General features: G+C 70.6%; 9 protein-coding genes. 2 read left to right on the top strand and 7 right to left on the bottom strand.

Features of this window, described 5'->3' with window-relative positions; genetic code table 11:
- Window positions 1–73: 73 nt before the first annotated feature.
- On the bottom strand, window positions 74–991 hold the full coding sequence (gene murQ / locus CA984_RS39490) for an N-acetylmuramic acid 6-phosphate etherase (RefSeq protein WP_086578480.1): 918 nt from the start codon (window positions 989–991) through the stop codon (window positions 74–76).
- A gap of 67 nt (window positions 992–1058) precedes the next feature.
- Between murQ and CA984_RS39485 the strand changes: the two genes are divergently transcribed.
- Window positions 1059–2204: an exo-beta-N-acetylmuramidase NamZ family protein gene (locus CA984_RS39485; protein ID WP_086578479.1), complete on the top strand. Its 1146-nt coding sequence runs from the start codon at window positions 1059–1061 to the stop codon at window positions 2202–2204.
- A 10-nt stretch (window positions 2205–2214) separates the two neighbouring features.
- On the opposite strand, the gene CA984_RS39480 is transcribed toward CA984_RS39485, so the two are convergent.
- Genes CA984_RS39480 through CA984_RS39455 form a run of 6 tightly spaced genes read right to left on the bottom strand, consistent with a single transcriptional unit; the run spans window position 2215 to window position 8928 of the window.
- Window positions 2215–3084: a GNAT family N-acetyltransferase gene (locus CA984_RS39480; protein WP_086578478.1), complete on the bottom strand. Its 870-nt coding sequence runs from the start codon at window positions 3082–3084 to the stop codon at window positions 2215–2217.
- Between the two features lie 5 nt (window positions 3085–3089).
- On the bottom strand, window positions 3090–4100 hold the full coding sequence (locus CA984_RS39475; RefSeq protein ID WP_086578477.1) for an ABC transporter ATP-binding protein: 1011 nt from the start codon (window positions 4098–4100) through the stop codon (window positions 3090–3092).
- Window positions 4097–5191 (bottom strand): ABC transporter ATP-binding protein, encoded by a 1095-nt coding sequence (locus CA984_RS39470; protein WP_086578476.1) that lies wholly within the window; start codon window positions 5189–5191, stop codon window positions 4097–4099. Before CA984_RS39470 ends, CA984_RS39475 begins: the two co-directional genes overlap by 4 nt.
- 3 nt (window positions 5192–5194) lie before the next feature.
- Window positions 5195–6097, bottom strand: coding sequence for an ABC transporter permease (locus CA984_RS39465; RefSeq protein ID WP_086578475.1), 903 nt, complete (start codon window positions 6095–6097; stop codon window positions 5195–5197).
- Window positions 6094–7101 carry an ABC transporter permease gene (locus tag CA984_RS39460; protein WP_165781591.1) on the bottom strand — a complete coding sequence of 336 codons (1008 nt, stop codon included), beginning with the start codon at window positions 7099–7101 and terminating at the stop codon, window positions 6094–6096. Before CA984_RS39460 ends, CA984_RS39465 begins: the two co-directional genes overlap by 4 nt.
- A gap of 3 nt (window positions 7102–7104) precedes the next feature.
- Entirely contained in the window at window positions 7105–8928 is a 1824-nt protein-coding gene (locus tag CA984_RS39455) for an ABC transporter substrate-binding protein (RefSeq protein ID WP_086578474.1), read from the bottom strand.
- A gap of 307 nt (window positions 8929–9235) precedes the next feature.
- Here CA984_RS39455 and CA984_RS39450 point away from each other — a divergent pair.
- A partial coding sequence (locus CA984_RS39450) for a membrane dipeptidase (protein ID WP_207621212.1) occupies window positions 9236–9621 on the top strand: 386 nt, incomplete at its 3' end.

Below are 9621 nucleotides of genomic sequence, written 5' to 3'. Positions count from 1 at the left end.
CTCCGTACCCATCACCCCGGCGCCGCCGTCCCGGCCTCCGCGCCCGCCCTCCGGGCCCGTCCCGCCGGGGCTGTCAGGCACCCTGGACCTTCTCCGCGGCGAGCGCCGACTCCAGACGGTCGTCGTGGACCCGCAGCAGGTCCCGGGCGTCATCCGGGTCGAGACCGCGCTCGATCATCAGCACCGCGACCTTCACGTGCCATCCGGCCGCCTCCAGCGCGGGGCGGGCGACGGAGAGGTCGGCGCCGGTGATGTCGCGGACCATCCGCGTGGCCCGGTCGGCGAGCTTGGAGTTCATCGCCGACACCTCGATCATGGTGTTGCCGTAGGTCCGGCCCAGCCTCACCATCGCGATCGTGGAGATCATGTTGAGGACCAGCTTCTGCGCGGTCCCGGCCTTGAGCCTGGTCGAGCCGGTCACCACCTCCGGGCCGACGATCACCTCGATCGGGTGCAGCGCCGCGTCGGAGAGCGGGGCCCCGGCGTTGCACGACAGCCCCACGGTCAGGGCGCCGCGCCGGCCGGCCTCGGCGAGCGCGCCGAGCACGAACGGAGCCCGGCCGCTGGCGGAGACGCCGACCACCGAGTCGAGCGCGCCCACCTGCCGGTCGGCGATCGCCGCGGCTCCGGCGCCGTCGTCGTCCTCCGCGCCCTCGACCGAGCGGGTCAGCGCGGGCTCGCCGCCCGCGATGATGCCCTGCACCAGCTCCGGGTCGGTGCCGAAGGTCGGCGGGCACTCGGAGGCGTCCAGTACGGCCAGCCGGCCCGACGTTCCCGCGCCCACGTAGAACAGGCGCCCGCCGGCCCGCATACGGGTGACGATCGCGTCGACCGCGGCGGAGATGGCCGGGATCTCCACGGCCACCGCCGCGGGCACCGTGACGTCGGCCGCGTTCATCAGCCGGGCCACCTGCTCGGTGGAGAGCCGGTCGATGTCGCTGTAGCGCGGATCGCTCTGCTCGGTGGACAGGCTTGCGAGTGGATCAATCATGTCGCCCCATGTCGCTAATTTTCATCCCCTACTTCTATTATGCAAATTTTCTTCGGACAATGGAGCCATGTCTCACGTACGCACCGGGATCGAGCGGCTGGCCGCCGACCCCGGACTCCTCAAAGGCGACCGGATCGGCCTGATCACCAACCCGACCGGCGTCCTGCCCGACCTGACGCCCGGCGCCACGGCGCTGCGATCGGCGGGAGTGCCGCTGACGGCGCTGTTCAGTCCCGAGCACGGGATGCGCGGCACCGCGCAGGCGGGCGCCGGCGAGCGGGAAGGTCTGGACCCGTCGACCGGGCTGCCGGTCTTCGACACCTACGACAAGGACGGCCGCGCGCTGGACGACCTCGTGGCGTCCTCCGGGGTCGACACCCTCGTCTTCGACATCTCCGACATCGGCACGCGTTTCTACACCTACGTCTGGACGATGCACGACCTCATCGCGTCGGCCGCGCGGCTGGGGCTGTGCTTCGTCGTACTCGACCGGCCCAACCCCCTCGGCGGGACCGTCGCGGAGGGTCCTCTGCTCGACCCGGCGTACGCCAGCTTCGTGGGCCGGGCGGCCGTCCCGGTGCGGCACGGCCTCACCGCGGGCGAGCTCGCCCTCTCCGTCAACCGCGCGATCGGCGCCGACCTGCGGGTGATCGCCGCGGAGGGCTGGCGGCGCGACACGCCCTTCGAGGCCACCGGCCTGCCCTGGGTGATGCCCTCGGTGAACATGCCCACCGGGGAGACCGCGCTGGTCTACCCGGGCACCGGCCTGTTCGAGGGCACGAACCTGTCGGAGGGGCGCGGCACCACCAGGCCGTTCGAGCTGATCGGCGCCCCCTACCTCGACGGCCGGTTCGCCGCCGGGCTGAACGGCCTGGGCCTGCCGGGCGTGCGGTTCCGCGACACCTGGTTCACCCCGACCTTCCACAAGCACGCCGGCGTGGCCGTGCGGGGGGTCCAGCTCCACGTGCACGACCGGCGGGCCTTCCGGCCCGTGCTGACCGCCCTGTCGATGCTGCACCTGGCGCGCACGCTCCATCCGGAAGAGTTCGCCTGGCACGGCGGCGAGAACGGCGAGCCGTACTTCGCGGACCTGCTCTGGGGCTCGGACTCGCTCCGCCGGCGTCTGGACGCCGGCGAGGACCCGGCGGACCTGTGCCCGCCTCCCGGCCACCCGGAGGACTGGCTGGACGGCGGGACGCTGCTCTACCGGTGACATCAGAGCGTCACCGCAGGTCGCGGCGGTAGAGCCAGAAGACCCGCTCGGCGTGCGCGCCGACCGCCCGGGAGTAGAAGCCGAGCGGCCCCACCCAGGAGATCTGCGCGCTCGCCTGGCCCGCGTCCCGCTGCTCGGCCAGGCAGCGGCGGAGCAGCACCCGCCCGACACCGAGGCCCCGCGCGGCCGGGGCGGTGCCCATCGGGCCGAACCAGGCGGGCCTGGCCCCCCAGGCGGCGAACCCGAGGATCTCCCCCTCCCGGGAGGCGTAGTGGCAGCCACTCGCCTGCTCCGCCTCCCAGGCCCAGTTCTCGTTCCACTGCTCCCTGATGAAGTCGAGCACGGCGGCGCGGTCACCGGGGCCGGCCGCCCGCACGGTGACGCCCCTGTCCGCCAGCCGCAGGACATCGGCCTCGGTGGACAGGTCTGCGGAGAGGTCGGCGGTCATGTTCCAGGCGACGTTGTAGCGCTCGTAGCCCCGGCTCTCGGCCAGGCAGGCCGCCGCGGTGGAGCGCACGTCGATGCCCGGCCAGGCGTAGCAGGGCGGGTTGCCGGCGATGCGGGCCTCGGCCGCCCCCTGGGCCCGCAGCCACTCCTCGGCCGCGGCCATCAGCGCGCGCCCGCGGCCCCGGCCCTGTGCGGCGGGATCCACGGCCAGCAGATCGATGTGCCCGACGGACCCGTCACGCGTCGACATCGAGGCGAACAGCACGGCGTCGAGGTCGCCCGTCACCAGTGCCGTCCAGCGGCGGTCCGGGGGCGGGTCGGAGAGTCGGGCCACCAGGCGCGGCGCCTCCGCAGCGTCCAGGACGAGCGCGGCCCCGGCGACCTCGCCGATCACGGCGGCGTCGGCGGCGACGGCCTCACGGATTCCCCCCATGCCCGTCACCCCCGCCCGATGGGCGTGGCGACGACGCTGCGGCGCTCGGGATGGAAGCAGGCGTGCTCCTGAGGGGTGCCCTCAGCGCGGCCCAGCACCGGGAGCTCGGACTCGCAGCGCTCGGTGCGGAACGGGCAGCGCCGCGCGAACAGGCAGCCCGCGTCGTGGTGGCTCTCGTCCAGCGCCTCGGTCGGCACCACCGGCTGCTCCCCCGGCTGCTCCAGGCCGTGCAGCACCGGGATGGCCGACAGCAGCGACTGCGTGTAGGGATGGACGGGGTCGGAGATGATCGTCTCCACGTGCCCCCGTTCGACGACCTGCCCCCGGTAGATGACGTACAGCTCGCCGTCGTCGCCGATGTAGCGCGCGGTCGCGACGTCGTGGGTGATGAACAGCACGCTCACCCCGAGCCGCTCGCGCAGGTCCTTCAGCAGCCCCAGGATGCCCAGCCGGAGCGACACGTCGATCATGGAGACGGCCTCGTCGGCGACGAGCATGTCGGGGTCCACGGTGAGCGCGCGGGCGATCACGACGCGCTGGCGCATCCCGCCGGAGAGCTGGTGGGGATAGCGCGGCAGCACGTAGGCCGGGTCGAGCCCGACCAGCGCCAGCAGTTCCTCGGCCCGCTCGTCCACCCACGACCGGGGGCGGCGGGTCTGCCGGGCCCGCAGGGCCAGGGGCGCGTCCAGTGTCTGGTGGATCGTGCGGGTCGGGTTGAGCGCCGAGTACGGGTCCTGGTGGATGAGCTGGATCCGGCGGAAGTACGGCTCCCTCTGCCGGGGCTTGAGCGGCGACATGGGGGTGCCGTCGATGGTGATCTCGCCGGAGTCGTGGGTCTCCAGACCGGCGATGATCCGTCCCAGCGTCGTCTTGCCGCAGCCGGACTCACCGATGAACGAGGCCGCCCCGCCCTTCTCGATGGCGAAGTCGACTCCGCGCAGCGCCCTCACCTCCCGGCCCGCGAGCACGCTGCCCCGCTGCCTGAAGGTCTTGGTGATGTTCTTCCCCGTGATCACGGCTGCTCCCCCCGTACTTCATGTACCCCGGTGGCTCCCTGCGCTCCCACGACTTCCTGGAGTCCTCCCGCCGGCGGGATGTCCGCCCGCCCGTCCCGGTCCGCGGCGGCCTCGACCGCGTGGCAGAGCGCGATCGACGCGCCGAGGGAGACGACCGGCGGCTTCTCCGTCTCGCAGACGTCCATGCGCAGGACGCACCGGTCCCTGAACACGCACCCCCGCTCCGGGATCGTGCCCAGCGTCGGCGGGCGGCCCGGCAGGGCCCTGGCCTCGTCGATGTCGCCCACCAGGCGCGGGATGGCCCGCAGCAGGCCCTGGGTGTAGGGGTGGCGGGGCGCGCCCAGCACCTCCATGGTCGGGCCCTGCTCCACCACCTGCCCGCCGTACATGACGGCCAGCCGGTCGGCGACCTCGGCCACCACGCCGAGGTCATGGGTGATGACCAGCGTGGTGAGCCCGCGTTCCTCGTGGACCTCGCGGACGATCCGCAGGATCGTCGCCTGAGTGATCATGTCGAGGGCGGTCGTGGGCTCGTCCAGCACGACGAGGTGGGCGTTGAGCACCAGCGCGAACATGATGCCGACCCGCTGGCGCATCCCGCCGGACAGCTCGTGCTGGTGGGAGTCGAGGACGCGCGCGCCGTCCATGCCCATCCGGCCGAGCAGGTCCTTGGCCTCCCTGACGAGCCCGCGCAGATCCGCCACGTCGTGCGAGCGGCCCAGGTCGAGCAGTTGCTTGCCGACCGTCTTGAGGGGGTTGAGGGAGTTCTGGGCGGCCTGGAAGACGTATCCGATGTGCCGTCCTCGCGCCTTGCGCAGCTCCTCCCCCCTCAGCTTCACCACGTCGCCGAGGCCGTCGATCTCCACGCTGCCCGCGCTGATCCTGCCGGGCGACTGGACGGCGTTGAGCAGCGACAGCGCCAGGGTGGACTTTCCGGAACCGGACTCGCCGACCACGCCGGTGATCGTCCCGGGCACGAGGTCCAGGTCGATCCCGGAGATCGCGGGAAGCTCCCCGGTCGGTGTCCGGTAGACGACCGACAGGCCGCTGACGCGTACTCCCGGCGCCTTCTTCTCAGGGGTCACAGACACCCGTTACTCCTCACGCAACCGGGGGTTGAAGATCTCGTCCATGGCGTCGACGACGAGCACGATGCCCAGGGTGAGCAGCAGGATCGCCAGCAGCGGCGCCATGAGGTACGGCAGCGCGGCGGGCGAGGACATCGCGCCGCCTCCGAACACGGCGAGGTTGAGCATCACGCCCCAGTTGTTGGCCTCGAACGGCAGCACGCCCAGGAAGAACAGGCCCACCTGCGCGTAGACGGCACCGGTGACGGCGATGAGCATGTTCATCGCGATGAAGGGGGCCATGCTGGGCAGCAGTTCCCTGCCGACGATGTGCGTCGTGGACAGGCCGAGCCCCCGGGCCGCCTCGATGAAGCCGCGCTCGCGCAGGGACAGGGTCTGCGAGCGCACGGCCCGGGCGACGCCGCCCCAGCCGAGCAGGCCGAGCACCAGGCCCATCTCGAAGGCGCTGGTGAACTTCCAGATGGTCGACAGCACCAGCAGCAGCGGCAGGCCGGGGATGGTCAGCTTCATGTCGGTGATCCGCATGAGCACGCTGTCCCAGCGCCCGCGCCGGAACCCGGCGAACAGCCCGATCGCGGCGCCGAGCACCACCGTGATGACCGCGGTGACCAGGGCGGTCAGCAGGACGTACCGCGATCCGGTGACCAGCAGCGAGAGCACGTCGGTGCCCTCGAAGTCGGTGCCGAAGGGGTGCTCCCAGCTGGGCGGCGCGTACAGGGCGGCGGTGTCGCGGGGCAGCGGGTCGGGATAGAACATCGGCCCGAACGCGCCCATGAACGCGAACCCCAGCACGATGACCATGCCGAGCATGCGGCTGGGCTTGCGCTTCAGAACGCGCCAGACGCCGCGCCAGAAGTTGCGCCGCAGGGCCGCGCGACCGCCGCCCGCCGCGATGACAGGTGCCGTCATATGGATCCCTCCCCGCTCCGTACCCGTGGGTCGATCACGGTGTAGAACAGGTCCGCCACGATGTTGGCGACGACGATCGCCGCGGTGATCAGCAGGAACGCCCCGCCCATCAGGGCGTAGTCACGGTTGTTGATGCCATCGATGAGCATCAGCCCCAGGCCGGGGTAGTTGAAGATCCGCTCGATGAAGATCGCGCCGCCGAACAGCATGCCCAGCGAGAGGGCCAGGATGGTGAACAGCGGCAGGATCGCGTTGCGCGTCACGTAGCGGAAGACGATGCCGCGCTTGATGCCGCGCAGCTCGGCGGCGAGGATGAAGTCGTCGCCGAGGACGGTGACCACGCTCGACTTCATCGCCAGGATCCAGCCTCCGTAGGAGGCCAGCGCGTAGGTGAGGACCGGCAGCGTGGCGTACTCGATGAGCGAGCCGATGTATCCGGCGTTGAAGCCCGGCTCGAACATGATGTCCGCCGTGCCGCTCGTGGGCAGGATCGGGATCAGCGTCGTGAAGACGGCGCCCAGCAGCAGGGCGAGCACGTACTGGGGGACGCCGTGCAGCAGCGACCCGGAGATCGCCAGGACGTCGCCGAGCCTGCCCGAGCGCCTGATGGCGGCGTAGACCCCCATGACGACGCCGACCAGGAAGCTCAGCAGCGTGCCCGCCAGCACGGGGAGAACGGTCCATTTGGCGGCCGAGAACAGCACGGTCGACACGCCCACGCCCGGCACCATCAGCGACTGGCCCAGGTCCAGGCGGAGCAGGCCGGACATGTAGTCGACGTACTGCTGCCACAGGCCGCCGGTCGGCGCGAAGCCGTAGAGGACCTCGACGGCCCGCTGCGCGGCGACGGGGGACATGCCCTGCTCGACCAGCTTCTCGTACCGGGCGGCCATGGGGTCGCCGGGGACGCTTCTGATGACGAAGAAACTGACCGTGGTGACGACCAGGATCATGACGAGCCCGCGGGCCAGGTGACCCGCGAGCCTTCGTGCGAACATCGTCATGCGTTACTGCTTCTTGACCATGCCGAGCTGGATCCACACGCCGGAGGGCTGGCGGAGCAGGTCGCTGTCGTTCTCGGGGAAGCCGGTGAAGCGGTTGGTGTTGACGAACTGGGTGTTGACGTAGTCCCAGAGCTGGACCACCGGCAGGTCCTGGTTGGCCGCCTTGGCGAGCTGACCGATGATCTTCTTCTGCTCGTCGCCGGAGGCGGAGTTCAGCTTGGCGGTGAGCTCACCCGGGTTGACCTTGGCCCCGTCGACCTCGATGGTCTCCGGGCCGCCCATCCAGTTGCCGCCCTTGCCGGGCTCGGCGTGCTTGACCTTGCCGCCGAGGATGGACCACCCGTTGGAGGCACCGTAGAGGCGCTGGTAGATGTTGTACGGCGCGGGGCCGAGCGCGATCAGCCAGAACCCGACGTCATACTTGCCCTCTGCGATCTCCTTGAGGTAGAGCGGGTAGTCGGCGGTGGTCACGACCTCCGCGTCGATCCCCGCCTCGGCGAGCTGGCTGGTGATCGCCTTGGCGCCGGAGACCCAGTCGGAGAACGGCGCCGGGACGTTGACGGTGAACTTCCACGGCGTGCCGTCGGGCAGCGTCCACTTGCCGCCGTCCTTCTTCAGGCCCGCCTTCTTGAACTCCTCCTCGGCCTTGGCCGCGTCGAGCTTGTACGGCTCCAGCGCGGCGAGGTCGGCGCCGAGCCACTCCGCGGCGGGCTTCTGGTGGATGCCGGTGGTGGTGAGCGCCGGGGTGCCGCCCTCCGGCGAGGCGATCTTGGTGATCTCGTCCCGGTTGATCAGGTAGGCCAGGCCGCGCCGCACGTGCACGTTGTCGTAGGGCTTCTTGGCCTGGTTGAAGGCCATGCCCAGCGACACCGGCGAGTAGCCCTTGATCACCTCGTTGCCCGGGGTGGTGCTGATGCGCTTCATCACGTCGGCGGGCACGGCCGTGAACGGCGCGTTGTCGAGCTTGCCGGCGATGAGGTAGTTCCAGATCTGCTCGTTGCCGGTGTAGTTGAGCAGCTTGACCTGGTCGGGCCCGACGTTCGCGGCGTTGTAGAAGTTCTTGTTCTTGACCAGCAGCGCCTCGCTCGGGTTCATCCGCTCCAGCGTGAACGGGCCGGCGGAGACGTCCTTGGGCGGGGCGAAGGCGAGGACCTTCTCCGACAGCGCGGTGATCTCCTCGCGGGCCTTCTCGGCCTCGGCCCCCTCGCCGCGGGCGGCCTTCAGCTTGTCCCAGAAATCGGCGGACAGCACGCTGCTCCAGACGTGCTGGGGCACGACGTAGCTGTCCATGACGCCGCGCACGAACGTGACGCTGGGGTTGTCCATGTCCTGGGTGATCTTGACGGTCTTGTCGTCGACCACCTCGACCTCGGAGGCGGCGCCCGCCGCGCCCGGGTCGATCGCGAAGGCGGTGCTGCCCTGCGTGTAGGCCAGGGCGATGGAGAACTTCACGTCCTCGGCGGTGACCGGCTTGCCGTCGGACCACTTGTTGTCCGGGTGCAGGCGCAGCGTGATCGAGGAGTTGTCCGGCGCGATCTCCCAGCTCTCCGCGATGCCCGGGTAGAACTGGTTCGGGTCGGTCATGTGGTTCTTCGACCAGGCGATCCGCATGGCGTTGAACCCGACGAACGCGTTGCCCTTGGGGTTCCACGGGTTGATCGGCCCGTTGACGTCGAGACCGGGCTTGAGGCCGTCGATCGTGGTATAGAGACCGCCGCCGCTGCCACCGCTGCCGCCGCCCGCGGCGGGCTTGTCTCCGGTGCTGCCGCTGCACGCCGTGACGGCGGCGAGGCCGAGCAATGCCGCTACAGCTGCTAGTCGCTTCATGAACCGCTCCGTGGGGATCTTTCGAGGCCGGGAACCCGGGGTTGTCCGGACCCTACGGTCGGCCGAGGAGTCGCGTCAATAATCTCCATGTGTTGTGAGGATCCTGTAACTTTCCTTCATCGTTCATCCGCCGGCCATCCGTGCCGCCTCCGCGCCGGACCGCCCCGATCGCCCCGGTATCGCGGGCCGGAAAAGCGATCTTGGCCTAATGGACAAACATCCTCACTCCTCTTAGGGAAACCGGACGAATTCCCCTACCCCCGACCTGTCATATCGTCACGGTAATCACGCATCGGAGGGCTGGCACGTGTCCGTTGAGCTCCACAACCGCGCCGTCGTCGCGGACACCCACAACGACCTGCTGATGGCGGTCACCGCACGTCCGCCCCAACGCTGGGCGTCGTTCTTCCGCGAGCGCTGGCTGCCCCAGCTCCACGAGGGCGGGGTGAACGTGCAGGTGCTGCCGGTCTTCATCGACGACCAGTACCGGCCCGAAGGAGCGCTCCGGCAGACCCTGCGCATGATCGAGTGCGCGCACACCCTGGCCGAGGGCAACGCCGACGCGGTACGGCTCTGCCTGGACGGCGCCCAGATCGACCAGGCCCTCGGCGAGGACAGGATCGCCCTGGTGCTGGCCCTGGAGAGCGCCCCCGGCCTGGACGCCAGCGTCGAGCTGCTGCCCACCCTGCACCG

It is taken from the genome of Streptosporangium minutum (genome assembly GCF_002149035.1).
Lineage (GTDB): Bacteria > Actinomycetota > Actinomycetes > Streptosporangiales > Streptosporangiaceae > Streptosporangium > Streptosporangium minutum.
The sequence above is the reverse complement of the archived record's forward strand: the minus strand, read 5'-3'. Positions and strand labels throughout refer to the sequence as shown.